Genomic DNA, 22,787 nt, shown 5'->3' on the forward strand with positions numbered 1-22,787 from the left:
CGGTCACACCATGTTCACCATCGGAGATTTCGCCAGGCACGGCCGCGTGTCGGTCCGCATGCTGCGCCACTACGACGCGATCGGGCTGCTTCGCCCGGCTCACGTCGATCCCGCGAGCGGCTACCGCTTCTATGAGGCGCGCCAGCTCGCACGGCTCAACCGGATCACCGCGCTCAAGGACCTGGGCTTCACGCTCCGGCAGGTGCGGGAGGTCCTGGACGATCGGGTGAGCGTCGAGGAACTGCGCGGGATGCTGCGGTTGCGGCAGGCGGAGCTCGAGGCGGCGATGACCGTCGCGGCGGCCCGGCTGGCTCAGGTCGAGGCGAGGCTCCGGGCGATCGAAAGTGAGGGACACATGAACACCGACGACGTGGTGGTCAAGCGCATCCCGGCCGTCCGGGTGGCCGAGCTGAGCGCCGTGGCGCGCAGCTACGAGCCGGAGGACATCGGCCCGGTCGTCGGCCCGCTGTTCCAGGAGCTGTGCCGCAGGCTGGACGAGGCCGGGGTGACCCCGGCCGGGCCGGCGATCGCCTACTACGAGGACGCCCCCGGCGGCGACGGAATCCTCGCGCATGCCGCGATGCCGGTCGCGGTCGCGCCCGGGGACGGTCACGACTTCGCCGTCGTGGACCTGCCCGCGATCGAGCGGGCGGCCACCATCGTGCACCGCGGCCCGATGGACGACGTCCTTCCGGCCGCGCAGACGCTGGCACGGTGGATCGCCGACGGCGGTCACCGCTCCGCCGGGTACGCCAGGGAGCTCTACCTGGAGGCCGGAGAGGATCCCGCCCGGTGGGTCACCGAACTCCAGGAGCCGCTCGCCGGCTAGAGGCGGATCTGCTGGGTGATGCTCGGGTCGGTGATCTCCGTGTCCCCGGCCAGCAGCATCGCCTTGCTGAGGATGACCGCGAGCACCCGGTCGCCTTCGAACGGGAGGAACACCTGGCCCGCCCCGGCCTCAGGGGCCTGCTTGGGGACGATGCACAGATACTGGTCGTTCGGGGTCATCAGGATGTTGCCGGAGCCGAGGTGGATCTTGTATGTCCTGATGTCTCCGCGGACGTGCAGGAAGCGTCCCTCCAGGGTGCACCGGTCGGCGATCGCCAGCCGGGGCACCAGCCGGGCCAGCAGGTCGCGGCGGGTCCGCGCGGTGCCCGACAGCTCCCCGAAGCTGTAGGAGGTCCAGTATTCGCGGAAGCGGCCGTCCGGTCCGCCGTCCTGCCACGTCGGGTCGTTGCCGACGCTGGAGACGCCGACGAACAGGTCGACGTCTCGCATGATCTCGCTGAACACCAGCGGCGGCACCTGATCCAGAGGAAGCGGCTGAGCCGGATTCGCGCCGGTCCGCAGCCATTGCTCGTACCCGCCGCCGTAGGCGTGGGCGAGGTTCTCCGGCGCCCCCGTCGGATAGAACCGGACCTGGTCGGTCGACAGGCGCAGGTAGGCGCCGGAGTCGAGGGTGTCGGTGCCGTAGTCGTCCCCGATGCCCTCGATCCAGAACTCGGCGCGCAGGCCCCACCGCGGCAGCTCCCGAGTGGCCGGAGGGTAGCTGTCGTCGACCATCAGCCGCAGCTTGTCGCGCCATCCGCGCGCCGCGGCCAGCGCGTGGAACTGGTGCTGACGCAGGATGTGCGCCGCATACCTGTTGGAGTAGAAGCGCGTGTTCTCCTCGGCGGCCGTGAGCAGGTAGACCTCGCGGTGGGCCTGCTTGAACGGCTGGGTGATCCCGTGCCGCTCCAGCCAGTCACGCCACGCGAGCACCTCGTCCACGTCCCGGCCGATCGGATGCCACAGGCGCACGACCGCGTCCTCGGCGGGGGTGACCGGCGCGTCGTCGACGCGGCGTAACGTGCCATCCGCGTACGCGCAGGGCACGTCGCCGACCAGCCAGATCAGCCGCCTGCCGAGCGTGCCGACCAGCGGGTGGTCGAGATAACGCTCCCGCCAGGTCGCGTACGGCCACGAGCGCTGCGCGAGGAACAGCTGGTCGAGCCGTTCGGCCTGGGCCGGCAACATCTTGTCGATGTCCTTCGCCGACGTCTTCAGCTCGGCGAGCGCCGCGGCGTGGTCGCGGCGCACGCTCGCCGGAGGCGCCTTGACCTCGCGGCCTGCGGCGTTCTTCCACACGATGGACGTCCGGGTGCCGGTCACGCGCAGTTCCGCGGTGGCGTCGCCGATCACCCGGCTACCGCGGCCGACCTCGGTCAGCTCGTATGTCGGGACGGCCAGCTCCTCGACCTCGTCGCGGGACAGCCCGAGCGCGGCGGCCCGCGCGTCGAGAGCGGTGCCGAGCACCTTCAGCGTGCCCTTGTAGGTGACGCGGGCCGACAGCCGGGCCAGCTGGGCCAGGGCCGCCTCGGCCTCCATCCGGGACAGCGCGTAGACGGCGGCGTTGGCCACCATCGGGTTGCGTGGACCGATGCCGGGGACCTTGCGCAGGGCCGTCTCGACCAGGTTCCCGAGCAGCCGCGCGCTCTCCGGCCGTGATGGGAGGAAGGCCAGCATCCAGGTCATGCCGCGGACGCCGAGGGCGTTGTGCGGGTCGAACGCCGCGTCGTCCAGATACACCACGGGCATCGTGCGAGGCGAGCCCACCAGGGCGAGCCACCCGCTGATCGCCTCCCGTGCCCGGTCGTGCCCCACCGCGTCGAGAAGCTCCCGTGCCTGCTTCTCCCATCTGCTCGACGGCTTGGCCGAGGTCGCGGTCACCGCGTGCGCCACCAGCGCGTCCCATTCCCCGCCCAGGGCGGGAAGATCGGCGAGCACCCGATCGGCCCATTCCTCGCCCGGGTCGAGCGCCGGGTGACCCGGGAGGGCGAGGATCTCATGGAGGCGGTCTCTCCCGTACATGCCGTGGGCCGTACGCCGCATCACTCCGACCACGGCCGGGGGCAGCGTGCGTCCCGCGCCCAGCCATGCGTCGGCGAGGCGGGTGAGAAGGGTGGGGGCGTAGTAGGCACCGAAGCCCGCGGCCCGGGCGAGCAGAGCCTCGACCACGTCGAGGTGCCGGTCGAGCGGCACGCTGGCGAGCACGATCTGCGCGAGGGAGTCCGGGATCCAGCTGTCGGCGGACCGCACGACCGTGAGCGCGACCTGAATCCTGAATTCCTCAGACGAAGAGTCGAGGATGCCCGTGATGAGGCTCCAGTCCCGGACCTGCGGGTCGTGTGTCTCGGCCAGCCGTAGCAGTTCGGCCGCCAACGTCTCAGAGTCTCCGGCCTCCACGAGTTCGCGCACCCGCTCGGCATGGTTCGCGATCCCGTACATCACTGGACGACCTCCCGGAGGGTCCGCCGCCGGAAGGTCTCGCACGGCATGGCCCGTTCCGCGCCGGCCTCCGGACGCCCGGTCTCACGCCGCCCGCCGGGCGTCGTCTCGTCGACGAAGCTCACTCTCACCATGGTCGCGGAGTGTAGGGATCACGCCCGACAATCCGGCGGCGTCTCAGAGCCAGCCGGGCTTGACCAGGCCCGACTCGTACGCGCTCACGACGAGCTGGGCCCGGTCGCGGGCGTGGAGCTTGGTCATCGTGCGGCTCACGTGGGTCTTGGCCGTCGCCGGGGACATGTACAGCCGGGCGGCGATCTCGTCGTTCGTCATGCCGGTGCCCACCAGCGCGAGCACCTCCCGCTCGCGCTCGGTCAGCACGTCGAGGCTCGTCGTGATGCCCGGCTCCTTGGCCCGGGCGGCGTACTCCGCGATGAGCCTGCGCGTCACGCCGGGGGACAGCAGGGCGTCGCCGGAGGCCACCACCCGCACGGCCTGGATCAGCTCGGCCGGCTCGGTGTCCTTCACCAGGAAGCCGCTCGCGCCGCCGCGCAGCGCCTCGAAGACGTACTCGTCCAGCTCGAACGTGGTGAGCATGATGATTTTCACGTCGGTGAGGCCGGGGTCGTCGCCGATGCGGCGGGTGGCCGTCAGGCCGTCCGTGCCGGGCATGCGGATGTCCATCAGCACCACGTCGGGGCGCAGGTCGCGGGCGAGCAGGACGGCCTGCTCGCCGTCACCGGCCTCGCCCACGACCGTCATGCCCTCCTGTGCGTCGAGCAGGGCACGGAACCCGGCTCTGACCAGCGCCTGGTCGTCGGCGAGCAGGACGCGTATCACATCGGCTCCTTCTGGTCCTCGGACGGGGGCAGGGGAAGGCGGGCCTCCACGCGGAAGCCGCCGCCGGGCCGGGGACCGGCCGACAGCGACCCGCCGAGCGCGGCGGCCCGCTCGCGCATCCCGGGGATGCCGTTGCCGCCGCCGAGGCCCGCCTCGGCCCGTGCGGTGCCGCTGCCGTCGTCCTCGACCGTCACGGTCAGCTCCTCCGGCGCGTACGCCACGCGAACGGTCACCCGCGAACCGGGCGCGTGGCGCGCGACGTTGGTCAGCGCCTCCTGGACGATCCGGTAGCCGGCCCGGTCGACGCCGGCGGGCAGCGGGCGTTCACGTCCGACCACCTTCAGCGCGACCGGCAACCCGCTGCGTTCCGCGAGGTCGGCCAGGTGAGCCATCCCGGTCGTGGGCGAGCGCGGCGCGCCGTCCCTGAGCAGGCTGAGCACCCCGCGCATCTCGGTCAGCACGTCCTTGGACGCCTGCTTGATCGTGGTCAGCGCGGTACGGGCCTGCTCGGGGCGGTCGTCGAGGAGGTGCAGGGCGGTGGACGCCTGGACGTGGATCAGCGAGATGTTGTGGGCGAGCACGTCGTGCAGCTCCTGGGCCATGGTCAGCCGTTCCTCGCTCGCCTGCCGCCTGGCCTCCTCGCGCTCCACCCGTTCGCGTTCGGCGAGGCGCTCGCGGCGCATCCGGTAGAACTCCGCCACGGTGAGCGTGAGCAGCAGATAGGCCGCGACCGCGGTGTGGTGGAACAGGCTCGCCCGGTGCGGGATGAACCAGGTGGCGTAGGCGACCACGAACAGGAAGAACGCGCCCGACGACAGCCATGCCGCGCGGCGGTGTCCCGACAGCACCGCCGTGCAGATCACGATGATCGGGCTGAGGAACACCGGCCCGTACGCGTAGCCGAGCAGCATGTAGACCGAGGTCGAGACGAGCGTGACGGCCAGCGCGGCGACCGGCGCCCGGCGGCGCAGCGCGATCGAGAGCGGCCCGACCAGCAGCAGTGCGTAGCCCCACCAGTTCAGCGGCACCCGCCCGAGGTCGGGGTTCCGCAGCTGCCAGTATTGGGCGCCAATCGTCAGGAACACCTGGACGATCCCGATGATGACCGGCAAGACGGGATCAATGCGGTGATACATCGCGGAACGGGAGCGCACCCTCGCACGCTAGGCCATCACCGCTGGTCACCGCATCCGCCCGGAGCCGCAGTCGCCGGTACGCCGGGAGGAGTACCGTTTTCCGCTTCGGCTCGCGTGGCGGCCGGCGTCCAAAAGCGGACAATCCCACAGCCAGATTGACTGCCGTGAGTCATGCTGGAGTGATCGGCCGTGTCGTGGAGGTGCGAGGCATGAGAAGCGTCGTCGTCACGTCGCTGGGACTGGTCACGCTGGCGGGCCTGCTCGTCCCGCCCGCTCAGGCGGCCGTGCACGACCCGGACAAGGAGGTCAAGCAACCGGTCGCGGAGGGGTACGGCGGGGCCGTGGCCACCGTGGACCTGGACGCCAGCAAGGCCGCGCTCACGGTGCTCCGCCAGGGCGGCAACGCGATGGACGCGGCGGTGGCGGGAGCGGCCGCGCTCGGGGTGACCGAGCCCTACTCGGCGGGCCTGGCCGGGGGCGGCTTCATCGTCTACTACGACGCCCACAGGCGGAAGGTGACCACGATCGACGGGCGGGAGACCGCCCCCCGGGCGATGACCTCGACGGCGTTCGAGGGCATCCCGTTCGAGGAGGCAGTCACCAGCGGGCTGTCGGTCGGCGTCCCCGGCAGCGTCGCCCAGTGGGACTTGGCGCTGCGCGAATACGGCACGATGCCGCTGCGGCAGGCGCTGCGCCCCGCGATCGAGATCGCCGAGAAGGGCTTCGTCGTCGACCGGACGTTCCACGACCAGACGCAGCAGAACGCCGGCAGGTTCGGCGACTTCACCTCGACCGCGTCGCTCTACCTGCCGGGCGGGCAGCCGCCGCCGGTCGGGTCGGTCTTCCGCAACCCCGATCTCGCGCGCACCTATCGTGAGCTCGGCATCCGCGGCCCGGCCTGGTTGTACGGCGGCGCGCTCGGCCGGGAGATCGTCGCCACGGTGAAGAAGCCGCCGGTGCGCCGGGGGGCCACCCGCAACGTACGGACCGGGCTCATGGAGATGGCCGACCTCAGGGCGTACCGGGCGCTCGAACGGCCGCCCGTCAAGGTCACGTACAAGGGCCTCGACGTGTACGGCATGGCGCCGCCGGCGTCGGGCGGATCCACCGTGGGGGAGGCGCTGAAGATCCTGGAGGTCCTGCCGAAGGTCGGCCTGCACGAGTATCTGGAGGCGTCCCGGCTCGCCTTCGCCGACCGCAACGCCTACGTCGGCGACCCGGCGTACGTGAACGTGCCGCTGAACGAGCTGCTCTCCGACGGGTTCGCCAAGGAGCGCGCCTGCCTGATCGGCCCGCGGGCGATGGGCCACCCCGCCGCGCCCGGGTCGCCCGACGGCTCCTACGGGCCGTGTGCCCCCGTCTCTCCCTCCCCGGGAACGCCCGGCCCCTCGCCCGCGCCGTGCCCCACCACCTCTCCCGCCCTGACGGCGGTCCCCGAGGAGACACAGGCGGGCAAGCCTGAGGAGACACAGGCGGGCAAGCCCGAGGAGACGCAATCGGGCAAGCCCGAGGGCCCGGAGACCACTCACCTGGTGGTGACCGACCGCTGGGGCGACGTGGCGGCCTACAACATCACGATCGAGCAGACCGGCGGCAGCGGGATCGTGGTTCCCGGCCGGGGCGTCCTGCTCAACAACGAGCTGACCGACTTCACGTTCGGCCCGGCGTCGGGCGACCCGAACCTGCCCGCCCCCGGCAAGCGCCCGCGGTCGTCCATGGCCCCGACGATCGTGCTCAAGGACGGACGGCCTCTGCTCGCCGTCGGCTCGCCCGGCGGCGCGACGATCATCACGACCGTGCTGCAGATCCTGGTGAACCGGCTGGACTTCGGCATGACGCTGCCCGAGGCGGTGGCCGCGCCGCGGGCCTCGCAGCGCAACATCGCCGTCACCCAGGCCGAGCAGGCGTTCATCGATCGGCACTGCGCGGAGCTGGGCGCGCTGGGGCACAGCTTCGCGCTGCCCACCACGCCGCCCGTCGGGGAGATCGGCGCGGCGACCGGCCTGGAGTTCCTCGGGAACGGCCGGGTCCAGGCGGTCGCCGAGCCGCCCTTCCGGCGCGGCGGAGGCAGCGCCCTCGTGGTCAGCCCGCGTCGCTGATTCAGGCCCCGATGAGTTCGTAGGCCTCCGGCTTCACCCTGCGGGTGCGCGCCCAGTATTCGAAGGTGAAGCCGGGCCAGAGCGTGCGGTTCTTGCCGTGCTCGTCGAGGTACCAGCTCGTGCAGCCGCCCTCGCTCCACACCAGCCGGTCGAGCCGCCGCTGCAGGCGGTCGTTGTAGGCCCGCTGCGCCGACGGCCGTACGTCCAGGGCCTTCGCCTTGGTCCTGGACAGCAGCCGCAGGCAGTCCATGACATAACGGACCTGTGACTCGATCATGAAGACGACCGAGGTGTGCGCGAGACCGGTGTTGGGGCCGAGCAGGAAGAACAGATTCGGGAAGCCCGAGGTCGTGATGCCGTAGTAGGCCTCGATGCCGTCGCGCCACGCGTCCTGGATCTTGACACCGTTCCTGCCGACGATGTTCTGCTCGTTGAGGGAGTCGACCACCCGGAACCCGGTGCCGTACACGATCACGTCGACCTCGTGCTCGCGGCCCGTGGCGTCCACGACCGACCGCTGCCTGATCTCGGTGATCCTGTCGGTGACCAGCTCGACGTCGTCCCTGGTCAGCGCGGGATAGTAGTCGTTGGACAGCAGGATCCGCTTGCAGCCGATGGTGTAGCCGGGCGTGAGCTTCGCGCGCAGCCCGGGGTCGGGCACCTGCCGGGCGAGGTGCCGCTCGGCCATCGCCCGGTGCACCTCCATCAGGCGCGGGTCGAGCGCGAAGCCCACGGCCCGGGTCTCCAGCAGCCAGTAGACGGCGTCGCGCAGCAGGCGGGCGCCGCCTGGCGTCTCCATGGCCCGCCTCAGCCGTCCCTCGATCGGCAGGTCCGGCCTCGGCTGGATCCACGGCGGGGTGCGCTGGAAGACGGTGAGCCGGCTCGCCTGCTCGGCGACGACCGGAACGAACTGGACCGCCGACGCGCCGGTGCCGACGACCGCGACGCGCTTGCCGTTCAGGTCGGCGGAGTGGTCCCACTCGGCGGAGTGGAAGGCGGTGCCGGTGAAGCGCTCACGGCCGGGGATCTCGGGGAACGACGGCACGTGGAGGGCGCCGATGCCGGACACGACGGCGTGGGTCTCGAACGTCTCCCCGTCCGCGGTCGACACCCGCCACAGGGCCCGCTCGTCGTCGTAATCGAGCCCGCGGACCTCCGTGCCGAACCGCAGATGGGGCTCCAGTCCGTACTTCCGGGCGCAGGCCCGCAGGTAGTCCCAGATCTCCTCCTGTGGGGAGAACAGCCGCGACCAGCCGGGGTTCAGCTCGAACGAGAAGGAGTACAGCGGTGAGGGGACGTCGCAGGCGCAGCCGGGATAGGTGTTGTCCCGCCAGGTGCCGCCGATGTCGCGGGCCTTCTCCAGAATCACGAAGTCGTGGTAGCCGGCCTCCTTCAGCTTGATGGCCATGCAGAGCCCGGCGAACCCGGAACCGATGATCGTGATGCCTGGACTGGGCATGCGTCCTCCCCGCCCTATTGGAAGATCTGTCCAATATATTCCCGCGAGTGAGCCGGGTCCAGGGCCGCTGCCGTACGGCCGGAGCCGCCGGGGAGTGCCCCCGGCGGCCGTCGTGCGCGTTCGCGGCGCTCCGTCACCCTCGCCGCCCCGGCGGCGCTCCGTCACTGTATGTCGTACCAGTGGGGCCGAGAACGGTCGGTCTCCGTGGGGTCGGGGGCCGGACCGGCACCGGGACCTGGGGTGACGTAGAGATCCACGACGTCGGAGCTGTGCATGCGGGAGCCGGAGACGACCCAGTCGTTCCCCACCCTGCCGGCGGGTACGGGTTCGTCGGCGAAGCCGCCATGGGGGTAGGTCCACACCAAGCGGTATCCGACCCCGAGGCCGCGCCTGCGCAGTTCGGCGCGGGAAGCGGCGACCGTCCTGCCTCGGAAGGAATAGTCGCTCAAGGCCTCCTCACCCGCCGGATCGAAGGCGTCGACCTCGGCGTACGGCTCGCCCGGCCCGGCGGCGCGGCCCACGCCGAAGACCATCCGGCCGGGGAAGTCCGCCGGCATCCAGACCGTGCCGCAGAACGCGGAGGCGCAGGGTGTCGTACGCCGTATCCCCGTGGTGCCGTGCCACCGGAAGCCCTCGGGCACCACCGGGCCGAACAGCACGCCCACCTCGTCGGGTGGCACGGGGATCATCGCCACCCTGACGTCCAGCCCCACCGCGCGGAACGCGTCCTCGAAGCGCCGCCGGTCGGCGGTGGGGTCGAGGACGGTCACGCTGAAGGCGTCGCCGGTCCTCTCGACGGACATGGCGGCGTTGGCGTACCGGGTGAGCGGGCCGCCCGCGGGCAGGCCGACGCCGATCGCGGCCGCCGCGGCCAGGGCCGCCGTCGCCGCGACCACAGCGGTCACCCGTCCCCGCCGCTTCGACGGGAGAGCGCGTTTCCACAGCGGTGGCCGTTGCGGCGCGGTGGCCACGATCTCGCCGAGCAGTTCGCGGACTCCCCGGCTCACCACGGGCTCGGCGGCAGCGGCGGCCGGGTCGACGGCGGCCACGATGCGGTCGATCCTGTTCATCGGCTCTCCTCCCTCAGCGCGGTCGTCGTACGGAACTCGCCTGCGGTGCCCAGCAGCCGGGCCAGCCGTTTGCGGGCCCGATGCAGGCGCAGCCGGGCGGCGGCGCCGCTGCAGCCGAGCACCGTGGCGATCTGCGGCCCGGACAGCCCCTCCCAGCAGGCGAGGGCGAGCACCTCCCGGTCGCCGGGCGCGAGGGCGGTGAAGGCGTCGCGCACGGCGTCCACCCGGGGGTCGGGGGCCGTCGCCGGCGGCGCGGCGGACAGTTCGTCGCGCAGCCGCGCGGCGAGTGCGGTGCGACGGGACTGCCCCCGCCGGTGGTTGGCGAGGACGCGCCGTGCTGTGGCGTACAGCCACAGCACGGCCCCTTCCCCGTCGGGGACGTCGTCGAGCCGCCGCCAGGCGATGAGGAACGTCTCCGCGATGACGTCGGCGACGTCGTCGGCCGATTCGGTACGCCGCAGGGCGTAGCGGTACACAGGCGGATAACAGGCGAGATAGAGCGCCTCGAAGCGATCTCGCGCGCCGGGGGGCACGCGTTGATCCTGCACGGGTGTCTCCTAACCGAAGAGGTGCCGGACACCTCGGAAAGGTGTCCGGCACCGCCGCGGGTGTTACACCCCGTGTCAGAGCCGGTCGGCGTCGGAGCCGGTCAGCGCCGCGAGCCGTCAGCGGGCATGACAAAGCCGCCGACGGGCGCGGTCGTCGGCGGCTGGCACAGGTATGTCAGCGCAGCAGGAGGTACGCCACCACAGCGAGGATCACGACGAGTGCCGCACCGACGGCGATCCAAATCGGCAGACGGGACGGCTGCTCCTGAGAGGCCTGCGCGTCCTGCTGGTGCGCGAACGCCCGGAAAGCCTGCGTGTTTCCGGCCGGGTCGATCTGAGGGTCGGACATGGGCACGACTCTAGCGACAGATGGTGCACCCTGGCTGCGATTTGTCGGATTTTGCCCTCTCCTGGTGGTGGCTTGAGAAACAGGAGAACGCCCGCCCTCGCTGACGCCACGGCCGCGAATACCGGACCGCAGCGGGCGGCGGATAGCGTTGTATCCATGCTCCGCACCCTCCTGGCTCCCCGGCTGGTGGCCTTGCACCTGCTGGTCATCGGGGTGCTCGTGTCCTTCACCTTCCTCGGGCGCTGGCAACTCGGCGTCTTCGAGGCGTCGGGCGCCCCACGACGGGCTCCCGACCCCGCGCCCGTGGCCGTCACCGAGCTGACTCAGGTGGGACAGCACGTCAGCGGTGGCGCGATCAGCCGCAGGGTGACCGCCACGGGGACCTACGACGCCGCGAACCAGCTGCTGGTGGCCGACCGGGTCGCCGACGTCGCGGCCCCCGGCGGCCGCGCGGCCCGGGGGAGCGGGTTCTGGCTGCTCACGCCGTTGCGGCTCGCGGACGGCACGGTCGTCCCCGTCGTACGCGGCTGGGTTCCCACGGCGGCGGATCCCGCCACGGCCGTGCCCGAGGGCGCCGTGACCGTGACCGGCCGGCTGCGGCCGGCCGAGCAGACCGACGACGTGATGCGCAGCGGGAACCTGCCACGCGGCCAGGTGGCGACGGTGTCGACGGCGGAGCTGATCAACGTGTGGCCGGACGCGCACGTGCGGGACGGGTTCGTCGTCGCGACCGCGCAGGAGCCGCCGTCCGGCGTCACGCCGGTGGCCGTGTCGCCGCCGACCGAGGGCGGCGGCTTCACCTGGCGCAACCTGGCCTACGCCCTCCAGTGGTGGATCTTCGCGCTGTTCGCCGTGTACATGTGGTTCCACTTCGTCCGTGACGCCCTGCGCGGGCAGCGGGACCGGGAGCGGCAGGCGGCCGAGCCGGCCGAGCCGGCCGCGCCCGTGGAGGCCTGACCCGCCCTGAGGCCGGGACCGCCGCCTCGCACGGATATCGTGTGGTGACCCTTTCCCCAGCAGAGGTAATGATCGACGTGGAATCCGCGCTCAACTTCTACCGCGTCATGGCCTACATCGTCGGCGTGATGCTGCTCGTGCTCTGCGCCGCCATGGTCGTCAAGTACGGCTTCGACAGCGGCACGATGGTCGCGGTGGTCGGGCCGATCCACGGCTTCCTGTACATGGTCTATCTGGTGGCCGCGATCAACCTGGGCCTGATCAAGGCGCGCTGGTCGGTCGGCTACCTGCTGCTCGTGCTCATCGCCGGCACGATTCCGTTCCTGTCCTTCGTCCTGGAGCGGAACGTCACCGACCGCGTCCGCAGGAGGATCGCCGCCGCTTCCTGAGCGAAGCGGAAGGCCGGGCGCCGTGATGGCGGCCCGGCCTGTCCCTTGTTGGGTCGTCTCGTTGGTCGTCCCTGTGGGGCCTCAGCGGCCGATCTGGCGGCGGCGGATGCGCCGCAGTCGCGCCCGCTGCGACTCGTCCAGCATGAAATAGGCGACGATCGGCGCCCCCAGCACGCCGATGGCGATCAGCCAGGCCAGGAGAGTCGGCAAAGGGAGGATGAAGACCAGCACGGCCACCACCGCCGCGCCCACGTAGTACTTGCCCAGTGGCGACATCGTCAGGCCTTTCGTGTCGGGTCCCGCGCGGAACGTCGTCCCGCGTCGCCTGGGAGAACGTGCGAAGCCCGGATCGAGTTCCACGAACGCCCACCGGGAGACGCCGGGCGTCCTCTCGCGGCTCTCGAACGGCGCGTGAACCGGCGCGTGAACTGGCGCGTGAGCCTTTCGACGGCGCGGCGCCGGGGGACGGATGGTCGTCTCCGCCGGCGCCGCGGCGCCACGCACGATTCCCGGTCTCCGACGGGCCCCTTCCCGATGGCGAAGGCGCGGGACCCCGGCCCTGCCGCTCCGCCGCGACCCCTGCGGCGGCCCCCCGGGAGATCAGCCTTCGCCGGACTCCGACTTGCCCATCACCTTGCGGATCACGTCGCGGGCGCGATCCATCATCGCGATCGGCGTCCCCATCAGGATGTTCTCGGTCGCCGACTCGACCCCGGGGTGCGGATGCGTCGGCGCCATCGCCTCGGCGGCCTTGACACCCACGGCCATCGCCCTGCGTTCGGCCTCGGACGTGCTGGCCCTGAGCTCGGAGAACTCGTAACGCTCCTCGGCGGCGGCATGGGCGAACACGGCGGCCCGCAGCCTCTCCAGCTCCTGGGAGAACTGCGCCGTCGTCACGTCCATGTCGTCGAGGCGACTCAGCAGTTCTTTCGCCTCTTCCTCCTCCTGCAGGCGGTTGTCCACGATCGTGTCGCCGCCGACCAGCTTGCGCCGGGCGTAGGGGTGGACGATCTCCTCCTCCGCCGTCTCGTGGACGGCGAGCAGGCGGACGAGACGGCTGAAGGCCTCCTTGCGCTCCTCCCCCCGGCTTCTGTCGACCTCGTCGAACAGCTCCCGGATGAGGACGTGCTGCTGCGTCAGGAGATCGATCACGTCGTTCTCCCGCATGGTCTCCGGCCTTGACTGGCGGTCCATTAGCGCCTCCTTCCTGGTCATATCGGGGCTACCCGATCCCGGGGAGCGAAACCCATGACCTGCGGATTCGGTGCGCGCGGACGCCACACGGGCGGGTCCCCGCACGGGCTCAGGCGGGCTGCCGGGCGGCCAGCCACTCCTCGTGAGCGGCGAGCAGCCGGGACCACAGCGCGTCCTTCTCCGCGGAGGAGGCGTCGTCCAGGGTCATGCCGTACACGTCGGCGAGCGCGGCGAAGTAGTCCTCCCGGCGCTCCAGCGTCACCGAGGTGCCCGGCCCGCCGTCGGCGGGCGGGAGACCGACGCGCGTGAGCACGAGCCCTCTGAGCAGGTCCACCCCGGCCGCGTCGCGCCGCTGCACGGACGCCACCCGGACGAAGCCCGATTCGGGAGAGGTGGACAGGTGTTCGTGCTTGGCCTCGAAGGCGCTCATCTCCGCGGATTCCGGACGGAAGTCCATGCCGGTGAAGCTGCCGCGATGATCGTGATCGAACCGCCAGCCGCCCGGCTCGGCCTCCGACCGGCGCATGGCGTAGGTGAACGGGCCCTGCCGGTAGACGCCCTCGACCAGCGGGAGCGGCTCACGGATCGCGTCGCCCAGCCCCGCGTCGACCAGCCACCGCCCGCCGGGATTGGCGTCCGTCGGCAGGCCGCTCACCGTCAGGGCCAGATGGTTGCCCGCGGCCCCGGCGGGCGCCTCGGCGGAGCCCTGAACACCGCCGACGTGCCGGGAGACCGCGTAGCCCAGCAGTCGCAGGAGCACCGAGAACGCGCCGTTCAGATGGAAGCAGTAGCCCCCGCGCCCACGCATGATCCGCCGCCACGACTCGGCCGGGTCGACGGTGGTCGGCCGGCCCAGCCAGATCTCCAGGTTCTCGTACGGCACCCGCTCGACGTGCGCCGTCTGGAGCCGGAACAGCTCCTCGACGCTCGGCGGGCCGCTCGACCGCAGGCCGAGCCGTCGCAGATAGTCCTCCACACGCAGTGTCCGCTCCACGCCGCCACGCTAACGCGGGCGGCCGACATTTCGATGCACGGGATCTGCACATCTCCGGACGGCCGCTCTGCACAGGGGGGATCTACGCTTCCCTGCATGGCTACCCCCCAGCAGCGCCGCATCCTCGTGGTCGAGGACGACGGGACCATCGCCAACGCCGTACGGCTCCGGCTCGTGGCGGAGGGCTTCGACGTGCGCGTCGCGAGCGACGGAGAGGAGGCGCTCGCGGCCTACGCGAAGGCGGAGCCCGACGTCGTCGTCCTGGACCGGCTGCTCCCGGGCCTGGACGGTCTCGAGGTGTGCCGCAGGATGCAGGCCGCCCGGCCGGTGCCGGTGCTCATGCTCACCGCACTCGGCGAGGAGACCGACGTGCTGGTCGGCCTGGGCGTGGGAGCGGACGACTACATCACCAAGCCGTTCAGCATGCGGGAACTCGTCGCGAGAATCCACGCGCTGCTGCGGCGGGTGGAGCGGGCCAGCCTGCTGGCCCACGAGGACACGGTGATCAGGGTCGGCGACGTCGAGATCAACACCGCCGAACGCCGCGTGTTCGTCCGCGGGGCCGAGGCGCAGCTCACCCGGACCGAGTTCGACCTGCTGCGGCGTCTGGCCGAGCGGCCCGGCCACGTCTTCGAGCGTGAGCGGCTGCTGTCGGACATCTGGGGCTTCTCCGAGGCCGCGGCGACCCGGACGGTGGACAGCCACGTCCGCGCCCTGCGCCGCAAGCTCGGCCCGGAGGTCGTTCGTACCGTGCACGGCGTCGGATACGCGCTCGTCCGCCCGTGACGCGCGCCGTATTGGAGAAGACCAGGCGATGAGGCCGCTCGACTTCCTCGGCCGGATCAAGGCCAAGCTCGGCATCGTGATCGTGCTCGCCGTGGTCGCGGCGTTCGTCGTCAACGAGGTCGGCATCAACTCCGGTCTGTCCCGGGACCTCAGGATCGCGATCGCCGTCGTGCTCGCGCTGATCATGGTGCAGCTCCTCGCCCGCGGCATGATCCGCCCGCTGCGCGAGATGGCCGCCGCCGCGCAGACGATCGCCAAGGGCCGGTACGGCCTGCGCGTGACCGCGACGTCCCGCGACGAGGTGGGGGAGCTGGCCCGAGCCTTCAACGCCATGGCGGCCGACCTCGCCGAGGTGGACCGGCAACGGCGTGAACTGGTGGCCAACGTCAGCCACGAGCTGCGCACGCCGATCACCGGCCTGCAGGCCGTGCTGGAGAACGTCGTGGACGGTGTCACGCCGCCCGACCTCGACACGCTGGGCACGGCCCTCGCGCAGACACAGCGGCTCGGCCGGCTGGTGGCCCAGCTCCTCGACCTGTCGCGGCTCGACTCGGGCGCGCGGCTCATCGATCCGGAGGAGCTGGACCTGGCGTCGCTGTGCCGCCAGGCGGTCTCGGAGGCGGCTCTCGCGCGTGACGACGTGACGGTGGTGAGCGCCGTCGCGCCGGGGACGGTGCTGTCCGCCGACGCCGCACTGCTCGCCCAGGTGCTGGCCAACCTGCTCGACAACGCCGTACGGCACAGCCCGTCCGGCGGCACGGTCCGGGTGGGGGCGCGGCGCGCGGGACCGAACCTGGAGATCAGCGTGACCGACGGCGGCCCCGGCATTCCGCCCGGGGAGCGGGCCCGTGTGTTCGAGCGCTTCTCGCGGCTCGACGCCGGACGGGCCGCCGACGCGGGCGGGGCCGGGCTCGGGCTCGCCATCGCCAAGGAGATCGTCGAGCTGCACGGCGGATCGATCTCGGTCGCGGACCCGATCCCGACCGTGCGACGAGCCGCGAGGGAAGACCGGGGCGGGGCCCCCGGGTGCCGGATGGTCGTCGTGCTCCCGTCGCAGGGAGAGCCGGCGGCGGGGGAGAGCGTGGACGGATCCGTCCACGCCGACGAACGAAGGGGGACCATGGACGTCGAGGCGGGCGGAAACCATCTCACCGCACGGCACGGCGGGGACGACGCAGGCGGCGGCTTACCGCGCACCGCCGAAATCGGCTCGCCCGCGTCTGTCGGGAGCGGCTCGTCCGCGTCTGTCGGGAGCGGCTCGCCTGCGTCTGTCGGGAGCGGCTCGCCGGGGGACGCCGCCACCGCGGCCGGAGGGGCCGGCGACGAAGACACGGCCGCTCACCCCGGGGCAGGTCACGAGGCCGGTCGCGAGGCGGGTCAGCCCGAGGTGGGGCGCCTCGAGGTTCTTCACAGGGCGGGTCTTCACGAGGCGGGTCAGCCCGAGGTGGGGCACTTCGAGGTTCTTCACGAGGCAGTTCACAACGAGGGAGTTCACAACGAGGCAGGTCAGCCCGAGGCAGGTCACCACGAGGTTGGGGAGCACGATCCCTTCCACGACCGGGAGGCCGGCGGCTCCGTTCGCGGTGACGACGAGCTACGTGAGCACCCGCGGCAGTGGGATCCCGTCCGGGTGGACGTGACGCAGGAGGCTGCGCCGGTAGGCGGCGCGGGTCCGCAGGCTCAGGTGCTCTCGCCGCACCCGCGTGTCTACAACCGCGCCGCGCCGTCGGCGCGGGCGGCTCTCGGCGCGGGCGTCGGTATGTTCGCCGGGTTCTTCGCCGGGCTGTTCGTCGCGTTCTTCCTCGGCCTGTATTTCGGGGGGATCCTGGGCGTCGGCGCGATGCTGCTGTTCACGGCCGGAGGGGCCGTCGTGGGAGCGGCGCTCGGCTCGTCCTCGGCCCAGCGGTCCGCGCTGGCCGTCACCGTGCTCCCACCGCCGGAGCACGCGGAGCAGGTCCCCGGCGCGGTGGTTCCCACTGCGAGCGCGTCGGTCCACAATGCGCCGGTCCCCGGCCCATCGATCTCCGCCGCGGCGAGCCCCGCCGCATCGCAGCCCGTGGCATTGGAGCCTGTGGGCTCGGAGTCCGCCGCATCGAGCCCTGTCGCATCGAGCCCTGTCACGTCGGGTCCCGCGGCGGCCGGCCCCTCGGTGGGGCATCCGGCGGGCCCGCGTGGACAGGCGTACGCGGGACAGTGGCCGGTCCCGCAGGAGCAGACCGCGCCGCACGGGCCGGGGAGATACCCGCCGCCCGCCTACGTGCCGCCGTCGCTGTTCCCTCGGCCGGAACTGCCGGACGCGCCCCGGTGGCTGCTGCCGGCCGCCGCGGCGGCCGGTCTGGTCGCCGCCGTCGCTCTGCCGTACGCGTCACCCGGGCTGGGACTCGTGCTGACGGCCGTCGCGGCCGGGGCGGCGGCGTTCCCCGCCGTACTGCCGCTCAGCCGGGGGCGGGTCACCCCGTGGACGGGGATCTTCGGGCTCCTGGCGTACGCGCTGGTATCCGTGGCGCTCTTCCGGGACGCCGAATGGCTTGTCGCGCCGGTGCTGCTGGCCGCCTTCGGAGTGGGGTCGCTGGCGCTGTCCGGCGGCGGGCGGGGCTGGCTCGCCGTGCTCAGAGGAGTGGTGTCCGTCGCGATCGCGGTGCTGCCGATGCCGTGGTTCCTCGTCGGGCCGCTGCGGGGCCTGGCGCGGCGTCGCCGGATGCTGCCCACGCTGGTCGGCGTCGCGGTCACGGTCGTCCTGCTCGGGGTCTTCGGCCTGCTGTTCTCCTCCGCGGACGCGGTGTTCTCCGCGTTCGTGGACGACCTGCTGCGGACGCCCGAGTGGGCGCAGAGCCTGCCGTTCCGGATCTTCGTGTTCTGCGTGTTCGCGGTCCTGGTGGGGGCGGCGGTGCTGGTGGGCCTGCGCCCGGTCGCCGAGCCCGCCGCGCCCGACCTGCGGATGTCCCTCGGCCGCCAGGTGTGGGTCATTCCGCTGCTCGGGCTGAACCTGCTGTTCGCGGCGTTCGTGACCGTGCAGATCACGGTGTTGTTCGGCGGGAGCCGCAGGGTGCTGTCGACGGCGGGGCTGACCTACGCCGAGTACGCGCGGTCGGGCTTCTTCGAACTCGTCACGGTCAGCGTCTTCGTGCTCGGCGTCGTGGCGGCCGCGGTCGCCCTACTGCGCCGCAAGACCAGGGCCGACCGCTGGCTGCTCGCCGTGCTGCTCGGCCTGCTGTGCGCGTTCACGCTGGTCATCCTCGCCTCGGCGCTGCACCGGCTCGGTCTCTACACCGACGCGTACGGCCTGTCGCGGCTGCGGGCCTCGGTGGAGGCGACGATCTGGTGGCTGGGCGCGGTGTTCGTGCTGGTGCTCGCGGCGGGGGCGGTGCGGCTGTTCGGCGGTGGCACGTCCTGGTTCTTCCGCGCGCTCGTGCTGCTCACCGGGGTGTCGCTGCTGGCGTTCGCGGTGTGGAACCCCGACGCGCGGGTGGCCGAGACCCAGCTCACGATCCGGGGCGTCGAGCGGCTCGACCACGGCTACCTGGGCGACCTGGGGGCGGAGGCCGTGCCGGTCCTGGACGGCCTGCCCGAGCCGGACCGCAGTTGCGTGCTGCGTGACGTGGTGGCGGTCAACCGCCTTCACGCGCCGGACCCCTGGAACGGCTGGAACCTCGCCCGCGCCCGCGCCCGCGAGGTGCTGGAACGGCGGCCCATACGGCAGGACGTCGACTGCCCCGGCTCGTCCCGTGTGCCCGGCTCGTCCGACTGATCTAATCGGCACGTGACCTTCGATGTGCTGATCAGCGGCGGCCGCGTCGTGGACGGGACGGGAGCCCCCGCGTTCCGCGCCGACGTCGGCGTGCGCGGGGGCCGGATCGAGGCGGTGGGCCGCCTCGACGCGGCCGAGGCGGCGGTGCGGATCGACGCGGCGGGCAGGTTCGTGCTGCCGGGCCTGGTCGACTGCCACGCCCACGGCGACGCCGTCGTGTTCGACCCTCTCGTGCAGCACGCCGCGCTGCGGCAGGGGGTCACCACGTTCGTGCTCGGCCAGGACGGGCTGTCGTTCGCGCCGACCACGTCCCCGGCCGCCTTCGCGTACGCGAGCCGCTACTTCGCCGCGGTCAACGGGCCGCACCCGCACGTGGACGGGCCGGTGAGCGTCGCCGACCTGCTCGCCGGATACGACGGCAGGACCGCGCTCAACACCGTCTACCTGCTTCCGCACGCGACGATCCGGTTCGACGTGATGGGCGCCGCGGAGCGGGCCGCGGACGAGGACGAGACGAGGGCCATGCTGCGTGCGGTCGAGACGGGCCTGGCGGAAGGGGCGGCGGGCCTGTCGTCGGGCCTGGAGTACGCCCCCGGCCGGTACGCCGACGCCGCCGAGCTGGCCGCGTTGTGCCGGCCATTGGGCGCGCCGTCGGGTGGCCTGCCGTACGTGACCCACATGCGCGCGTACGGCGCGTCCGCGCCGGTGGGCATGGCGGAGGTCGTGGAGATCGCGCGGCGGTCCGGGGCGGCGGTGCACGTCTCGCACCTTCACGGCCCGGCGTCCACCCTGCTGCCGCTGGTCGAGGACGCCCGGCGACGCGGCGTCGACCTGACCTTCGACACCTATCCCTACCTGCGGGCCAGCACGATCCTGGCCATGGTGGCCCTGCCGCCCTGGGTGCCGGCCGCCGACCCCGGCCGTGCCGTGGAGATGCTGTCGTCGGAGCGCGAACGCCTCGCCGGGGAGTGGGCGGGACGCGACGACCTGTGGCTGCGGATCACGCTCTCACACGCCCCCGGGTTCGAGTGGGCCGAGGGGATGACCCTGCCCGCCGCCGCGGCCGAGTACGGCGTCACGGCCGCGGAGTTCTGCCGGGTGCTGCTGATGACGACCCGGCTGCAGGCGGGCTGCGTGCTGGCCCGTCCCGACGAGGGGCCGGAGGGGGAGGAGTCGGTGCGCGCGGTCATGCGCGACCCCGGCCACACCGGCGGCTCCGACGGCATCTACGTGGGCGGTCATCCGCACCCGCGCGGCTTCGGCGCGTTCGCCCGCTACCTCGGCCGGCACGTACGCGAACTCGGCGACCTCACCTGGGAACAGGCCGCGGTGCATCTGGCCTCGCACCCGGCGCGCCGCTTCCGGCTGCCCGACCGCGGCCTCGTACGGCGCGGCCAGGTCGCGGACCTGGCCGTCGCCGACCCGGCCACGGTGGCCGACACGGCGGCCTACGAGAAGCCCCGTTCGCTCGCCGTGGGGGTGGACGACGTGCTCGTCGGCGGTGTCCCGGTGCTGCGCGGCGGCGAACTCACCGGCGCCGCCCCCGGCCGCGCGCTGCGCCCCGTCTGAAGGCCCGAGGGCGGCAAGGACGGCATTCGGAAGCGGCCGATTCCTTTTCGCGGTGGCCGGGGTCTACATGAGAGATCGGCCCGCGCACCGGGGCGATCTCTCATGTACGCCGAGAAAGAAAAGCCGATCGCCGATGAGCATTCCCGCGACCATGCGCGCGCTGCAGCAGACTTCCCTCGACGGCCCGCAGGACATGCGCCTGATCACCGACGCGCCGGTGCCGAGCCCCGGCCGGGGTGAGGTCCTGATCCGGGTCATCGCCGCCGGAGTCAACTTCGCCGACATCTCGAAGGCCCACGGCACCTTCCTGGGCGGCCCGCGGCCACCGTACCTGGCCGGTTTCGAGGCCGCCGGTGAGGTCGTCGCGATGGGCGAGGCGGTGACCGGCCCGCAACCGGGGACCCGCGTCACCGGCGTCGGAAACGGTGCTTTCGCCGAGTACATGGTGCTGCCCGCGGCCGCGGCGATGCCGGTGCCCCCCGGCTGGACGGAGCAGCAGGCGCTCGGCCTGGCCGTGAACTGGCCCACCGCGCTGGCCGCTCTCAAGCCTCTGGGCGGCATCACCGCGGGGCAGACCGTGCTGATCCACGCCGCGGCGGGCGCGACCGGCCAGGCCGCGGTCACAATGGCCAAACACTACGGCGCGACGGTCATCGCCACCGCCTCGCCGGCCAAGCACGAGACAGTGCTGGCGCTGGGAGCCGACCACATCCTGGACTCCCTCGGCGGCGACCTCGCCGCCGATGTGTTGAGGCTGACCGGCGGCGCCGGCGCCGACCTCGTGCTGGAGTCGGCGGGTGGCGCCACCTTCGCCGTCGGCCTGGCCGCCGCCAAGCGGGTCACCGGCCGTGTCGTCGTCTACGGCGTCGCAGGCGGCGAAGCCGCGATCAGCAACTGGGACCTGGTTTACAAGCATCAGGTCCACGTCATCGGCCTCAACATCGGCGTGCTGATCCAGGCCGCACCGCAGATCATCGGCGAGGTCATGGGTGAGCTGTCGGCGCTGATCGCCGCCGGTGTGCTCGCCCCCGGCCAGCCGAACGTGTACGACCTGGCCGACGGGCCGAAAGCGCTGACGGAACTGGAATGCAGAGCCACCATCGGCAAGCTGGCCCTGCTGCCCTGAGGAAACCCCCCGGGCACCGAGCCGGTGACGCCGCACGGCACCGGAGGTTCCCATGACAGGAGTCGAAACAGATGACCGCAACGCTCGACGAGGTCTGACCGTGGACACCGCCTCCGCGACAGGGCACCCCGCATCGTCGACGGTGGCCGAGGCCGGGCCTGGTCGCCGCCGGCGGCTTCGCCACGTGGACCACGCCCAGGCGTGTCGCAGCACCGGGCTCTCGGCGTGACGGCGCATTCGCGAGCGGCACCGGATCACGACCGGTTCACGGCCGAGACCGAGCGGTTCCGCCGGGAGCTGCTGGCGCACTGCTACCGCATGGTCGGCTCGGCGCACGACGCCGAGGACCTGGTGCAGGAGACGTATCTGCGGGCGTGGCGCTCCTACTCCGGATTCGAGGGCCGGGCGTCGATTCGGTCCTGGCTCTACAAGATCGCCACCAACGTCTGCCTGACGGCGTTGGAGCCGCGCCGGATGCGGGTGCTGCCCTCGGGTCTGGCAGGCCCGTACGACGGACCGGATCGCCCGCCGAGTCCCGTCGCGCCGGGCGAGGTCTCATGGCTGCAACCGCTGCCGGACGCGTGGATCGCCCCGCCCGCCGGCGATCCCGCCGCGGTGATCGTCGAACGCGAGTCGCTGCGACTGGCGCTCATCGCCAGCCTGCAGCACCTGCCCGCCCGCCAACGTGCGATCCTCATCCTGCGCGAAGTGCTGGCCTTCTCGACGGCCGAGACCGCGCGGATCCTCGACACCACCACTGCCGCGGTGAAGAGCGGCCTGCAGCGCGCCCGCGCCCGGCTCGACGAACTGGAGCCGAAGCCCGAGGAACTGCTCGAGCCGACCGACCAACGGGCACGCGCGCTGCTCGACGGCTACATCGCGGCCTTCGAGCGCTCCGACGCCGCCCTGCTGGAACAGGTGCTACGCACGGACGCCACGCTGGAGGCGACGCCGTTCCGCGACTGGCGGTCGGGCCGGGCGATGTGCATCCGCATGCTCGACGCGTACGTGCTGGGCACACCGGGCGACTGGCGGATGATCGCGACCACCGCCAACGGCCAACCCTCCGCCGTCGTGTACCACCGGAACGCGGACGGCGCGCTCCGGGCCGCCGGCGTCGTGGTGCTGGCCCCCACCGCCGCCGGCGTCTCCCGCGTGATCAAGTTCCACGATTCCGCGCTGGTCGCGACGTTCGGCTTCCCTGACGTGCTCGCGCACTGATTCGCCGGCGGGCACGGCCGGAGCCGACCGCGTAC

At 72.4% G+C, this 22,787-nt stretch carries 20 protein-coding genes; 9 read left to right on the forward strand and 11 right to left on the reverse strand.

All coding sequences use genetic code 11. The features are described from left to right. Positions 1–10: 10 nt before the first annotated feature. On the forward strand, positions 11–829 hold the full coding sequence (locus tag AB0O28_RS31515) for a MerR family transcriptional regulator (protein WP_363646202.1): 819 nt from the start codon (positions 11–13) through the stop codon (positions 827–829). On the opposite strand, the gene AB0O28_RS31520 is transcribed toward AB0O28_RS31515, so the two are convergent. The 4 genes from AB0O28_RS31520 to AB0O28_RS31535 are packed head-to-tail and all read right to left on the reverse strand — an operon-like array spanning position 826 to position 5,219. Next, entirely contained in the window at positions 826–3,267 is a 2,442-nt protein-coding gene (locus AB0O28_RS31520; protein ID WP_363646203.1) for a DUF4132 domain-containing protein, read from the reverse strand. The two genes, AB0O28_RS31515 and AB0O28_RS31520, sit on opposite strands and share 4 nt — an antisense overlap. Beyond that, positions 3,267–3,401, reverse strand: coding sequence for a hypothetical protein (locus AB0O28_RS31525; RefSeq protein ID WP_363646204.1), 135 nt, complete (start codon positions 3,399–3,401; stop codon positions 3,267–3,269). The genes AB0O28_RS31520 and AB0O28_RS31525 overlap by 1 nt, the downstream gene beginning before the upstream one ends. Positions 3,402–3,444: 43 nt before the next feature. Beyond that, the gene (locus AB0O28_RS31530; protein ID WP_363646205.1) at positions 3,445–4,107 is read right to left on the reverse strand and encodes a response regulator transcription factor; all 663 of its coding nucleotides are present in this window, start codon (positions 4,105–4,107) and stop codon (positions 3,445–3,447) included. Then, on the reverse strand, positions 4,104–5,219 hold the full coding sequence (locus tag AB0O28_RS31535; RefSeq protein ID WP_363646206.1) for a histidine kinase: 1,116 nt from the start codon (positions 5,217–5,219) through the stop codon (positions 4,104–4,106). Before AB0O28_RS31535 ends, AB0O28_RS31530 begins: the two co-directional genes overlap by 4 nt. 233 nt (positions 5,220–5,452) lie before the next feature. Here AB0O28_RS31535 and AB0O28_RS31540 point away from each other — a divergent pair, with 233 nt between their 5' ends. Continuing rightward, the gene (locus AB0O28_RS31540; protein WP_363646207.1) at positions 5,453–7,342 is read left to right on the forward strand and encodes a gamma-glutamyltransferase family protein; all 1,890 of its coding nucleotides are present in this window, start codon (positions 5,453–5,455) and stop codon (positions 7,340–7,342) included. Position 7,343: 1 nt separating this feature from the next. Here the strand turns inward: AB0O28_RS31540 and AB0O28_RS31545 are convergent, their stop codons facing one another. The 4 genes from AB0O28_RS31545 to AB0O28_RS31560 form a co-directional block, all read right to left on the reverse strand. Further along, positions 7,344–8,801, reverse strand: a complete 1,458-nt coding sequence (locus AB0O28_RS31545; protein ID WP_363646208.1) for an NAD(P)/FAD-dependent oxidoreductase — start codon at positions 8,799–8,801, stop codon at positions 7,344–7,346. A gap of 161 nt (positions 8,802–8,962) precedes the next feature. Further along, positions 8,963–9,871, reverse strand: coding sequence for a hypothetical protein (locus AB0O28_RS31550; RefSeq protein ID WP_363646209.1), 909 nt, complete (start codon positions 9,869–9,871; stop codon positions 8,963–8,965). After that, positions 9,868–10,419 (reverse strand): RNA polymerase sigma factor, encoded by a 552-nt coding sequence (locus AB0O28_RS31555; protein WP_363646210.1) that lies wholly within the window; start codon positions 10,417–10,419, stop codon positions 9,868–9,870. Before AB0O28_RS31555 ends, AB0O28_RS31550 begins: the two co-directional genes overlap by 4 nt. A gap of 175 nt (positions 10,420–10,594) precedes the next feature. Next, on the reverse strand, positions 10,595–10,768 hold the full coding sequence (locus AB0O28_RS31560) for a hypothetical protein (RefSeq protein ID WP_363646211.1): 174 nt from the start codon (positions 10,766–10,768) through the stop codon (positions 10,595–10,597). A 156-nt stretch (positions 10,769–10,924) separates the two neighbouring features. Between AB0O28_RS31560 and AB0O28_RS31565 the strand changes: the two genes are divergently transcribed. Further along, the gene (locus AB0O28_RS31565) at positions 10,925–11,725 is read left to right on the forward strand and encodes an SURF1 family protein (protein WP_363646212.1); all 801 of its coding nucleotides are present in this window, start codon (positions 10,925–10,927) and stop codon (positions 11,723–11,725) included. Positions 11,726–11,793: 68 nt separating this feature from the next. After that, positions 11,794–12,114: a DUF3817 domain-containing protein gene (locus tag AB0O28_RS31570; RefSeq protein ID WP_363646213.1), complete on the forward strand. Its 321-nt coding sequence runs from the start codon at positions 11,794–11,796 to the stop codon at positions 12,112–12,114. Positions 12,115–12,195: 81 nt separating this feature from the next. Here the strand turns inward: AB0O28_RS31570 and AB0O28_RS31575 are convergent, their stop codons facing one another. From AB0O28_RS31575 to AB0O28_RS31585, 3 genes are all read right to left on the reverse strand, one after another. Continuing rightward, the gene (locus tag AB0O28_RS31575; protein WP_363646214.1) at positions 12,196–12,390 is read right to left on the reverse strand and encodes a hypothetical protein; all 195 of its coding nucleotides are present in this window, start codon (positions 12,388–12,390) and stop codon (positions 12,196–12,198) included. A gap of 324 nt (positions 12,391–12,714) precedes the next feature. Next, complete coding sequence (locus AB0O28_RS31580; protein WP_363646215.1) at positions 12,715–13,308, reverse strand: hemerythrin domain-containing protein; 594 nt, start codon at positions 13,306–13,308, stop codon at positions 12,715–12,717. Between the two features lie 109 nt (positions 13,309–13,417). Further along, positions 13,418–14,302, reverse strand: a complete 885-nt coding sequence (locus AB0O28_RS31585) for an arylamine N-acetyltransferase (protein ID WP_363646216.1) — start codon at positions 14,300–14,302, stop codon at positions 13,418–13,420. 96 nt (positions 14,303–14,398) lie between these two features. Between AB0O28_RS31585 and AB0O28_RS31590 the strand changes: the two genes are divergently transcribed. The 5 genes from AB0O28_RS31590 (at position 14,399) to AB0O28_RS31610 (ending at position 22,752) form a co-directional block, all read left to right on the forward strand. After that, positions 14,399–15,088, forward strand: coding sequence for a response regulator transcription factor (locus tag AB0O28_RS31590; RefSeq protein WP_363646217.1), 690 nt, complete (start codon positions 14,399–14,401; stop codon positions 15,086–15,088). Between the two features lie 28 nt (positions 15,089–15,116). Beyond that, positions 15,117–18,836 (forward strand): DUF4153 domain-containing protein, encoded by a 3,720-nt coding sequence (locus tag AB0O28_RS31595; protein WP_363646218.1) that lies wholly within the window; start codon positions 15,117–15,119, stop codon positions 18,834–18,836. A gap of 12 nt (positions 18,837–18,848) precedes the next feature. After that, entirely contained in the window at positions 18,849–20,405 is a 1,557-nt protein-coding gene (locus AB0O28_RS31600; protein WP_363646219.1) for an amidohydrolase family protein, read from the forward strand. A gap of 133 nt (positions 20,406–20,538) precedes the next feature. Beyond that, complete coding sequence (locus AB0O28_RS31605) at positions 20,539–21,531, forward strand: zinc-binding dehydrogenase (protein ID WP_363646220.1); 993 nt, start codon at positions 20,539–20,541, stop codon at positions 21,529–21,531. A gap of 225 nt (positions 21,532–21,756) precedes the next feature. Then, a complete protein-coding gene (locus AB0O28_RS31610; protein WP_363646221.1) occupies positions 21,757–22,752 on the forward strand; it encodes a sigma-70 family RNA polymerase sigma factor in 996 nt (331 codons plus the stop codon). Positions 22,753–22,787 lie beyond the last annotated feature (35 nt).

This window comes from Microbispora sp. NPDC088329, from assembly GCF_040685655.1.
In the GTDB taxonomy this organism is placed as follows: Bacteria; Actinomycetota; Actinomycetes; order Streptosporangiales; family Streptosporangiaceae; genus Microbispora.

Bases quoted from the DNA above. Each gene is read 5' to 3' on its own strand.
- AB0O28_RS31580 (WP_363646215.1), bottom strand. From the start codon at position 13,308: ATGGACCGCCAGTCAAGGCCGGAGACCATGCGGGAGAACGACGTGATC.
- AB0O28_RS31560 (WP_363646211.1), bottom strand. From the start codon at position 10,768: ATGTCCGACCCTCAGATCGACCCGGCCGGAAACACGCAGGCTTTCCGG.
- AB0O28_RS31525 (WP_363646204.1), bottom strand. From the start codon at position 3,401: ATGGTGAGAGTGAGCTTCGTCGACGAGACGACGCCCGGCGGGCGGCGT.
- AB0O28_RS31550 (WP_363646209.1), bottom strand. From the start codon at position 9,871: ATGAACAGGATCGACCGCATCGTGGCCGCCGTCGACCCGGCCGCCGCT.
- AB0O28_RS31575 (WP_363646214.1), bottom strand. From the start codon at position 12,390: ATGTCGCCACTGGGCAAGTACTACGTGGGCGCGGCGGTGGTGGCCGTG.
- AB0O28_RS31540 (WP_363646207.1), top strand. From the start codon at position 5,453: ATGAGAAGCGTCGTCGTCACGTCGCTGGGACTGGTCACGCTGGCGGGC.
- AB0O28_RS31605 (WP_363646220.1), top strand. From the start codon at position 20,539: ATGAGCATTCCCGCGACCATGCGCGCGCTGCAGCAGACTTCCCTCGAC.
- AB0O28_RS31515 (WP_363646202.1), top strand. From the start codon at position 11: ATGTTCACCATCGGAGATTTCGCCAGGCACGGCCGCGTGTCGGTCCGC.
- AB0O28_RS31590 (WP_363646217.1), top strand. From the start codon at position 14,399: ATGGCTACCCCCCAGCAGCGCCGCATCCTCGTGGTCGAGGACGACGGG.
- AB0O28_RS31520 (WP_363646203.1), bottom strand. From the start codon at position 3,267: ATGTACGGGATCGCGAACCATGCCGAGCGGGTGCGCGAACTCGTGGAG.
- AB0O28_RS31565 (WP_363646212.1), top strand. From the start codon at position 10,925: ATGCTCCGCACCCTCCTGGCTCCCCGGCTGGTGGCCTTGCACCTGCTG.
- AB0O28_RS31545 (WP_363646208.1), bottom strand. From the start codon at position 8,801: ATGCCCAGTCCAGGCATCACGATCATCGGTTCCGGGTTCGCCGGGCTC.
- AB0O28_RS31570 (WP_363646213.1), top strand. From the start codon at position 11,794: ATGATCGACGTGGAATCCGCGCTCAACTTCTACCGCGTCATGGCCTAC.
- AB0O28_RS31595 (WP_363646218.1), top strand. From the start codon at position 15,117: ATGAGGCCGCTCGACTTCCTCGGCCGGATCAAGGCCAAGCTCGGCATC.